The sequence below is a fragment of the Vibrio sp. Y176 genome (assembly GCF_033438945.1).
In genome coordinates this window covers 1-701 of record NZ_JAWOQS010000525.1, presented here as the reverse complement: position 1 = coordinate 701, position 701 = coordinate 1, and the positions used below count along the sequence as shown (strand labels likewise).

Annotated in this window: 1 protein-coding gene; it reads right to left on the bottom strand. The window is 50.1% G+C overall.

Annotated features, from left to right (window positions below; translation table 11 throughout):
* Nucleotides 1-59: 59 nt before the first annotated feature.
* Nucleotides 60-701 (bottom strand): ATP-binding cassette domain-containing protein (locus tag R7O13_RS27100; protein ID WP_318305229.1); only part of this gene is annotated, 642 nt, incomplete at its 5' end.

The window sequence follows — 701 nt, the reverse complement described above, 5'->3', positions numbered from 1 at the left end:
TGAAACATTCGATTCAACGGGGCTTTGTATTTCAATAATGGCTTTCTTGATTTCAGAGATTAGCTAACTGCTCTAACCTTACCTTGCTTCAAGTCGTTCAGCACTTGAGATTTTGGACCGTCTGCAATTACGCTGCCTTTTTCCATTACAATCACGCGATCTACGATATCGAGCATCGACGTTTTGTGTGTAATCAAAATCAGCGTTTCGCTCGGTTTTAACTGCGCCAATTGATGCTTGATGTGCATTTCTGAGCGGTTGTCCATTGCACTGGTTGGTTCATCCATCAAGAGTACCGGAGGACGTCCAAGGAACGCGCGAGCAATCGTCACCGCCTGACGTTGACCGCCAGAAAGCATTGCGCCCCCTTCACCAACCTGACGCTCCAAACCTGCTGGATCCGATTGCGTAAAGGCGGTCACACCCGCACGATTGGCTGCATCCATCACGTCACGGTCATCGGGTAATGGACGGCCTAACGTGATGGTGTCGCGGATGGAGCCAAAGAACAGATTGGAATCTTGCGCCACACACCCGATATTGCGGCGAATATCGACATGATGAAGCTGCGCGATGTCGGTGTCATCAATGCGAACATGACCTTCTGTCGGTTGGTATAAGCCCATGATGAGACGCTCTAACGTGGTTTTACCCGAGCCGATACGGCCGATAATCGCCACTTTCTCGCCAGGATTAATCGT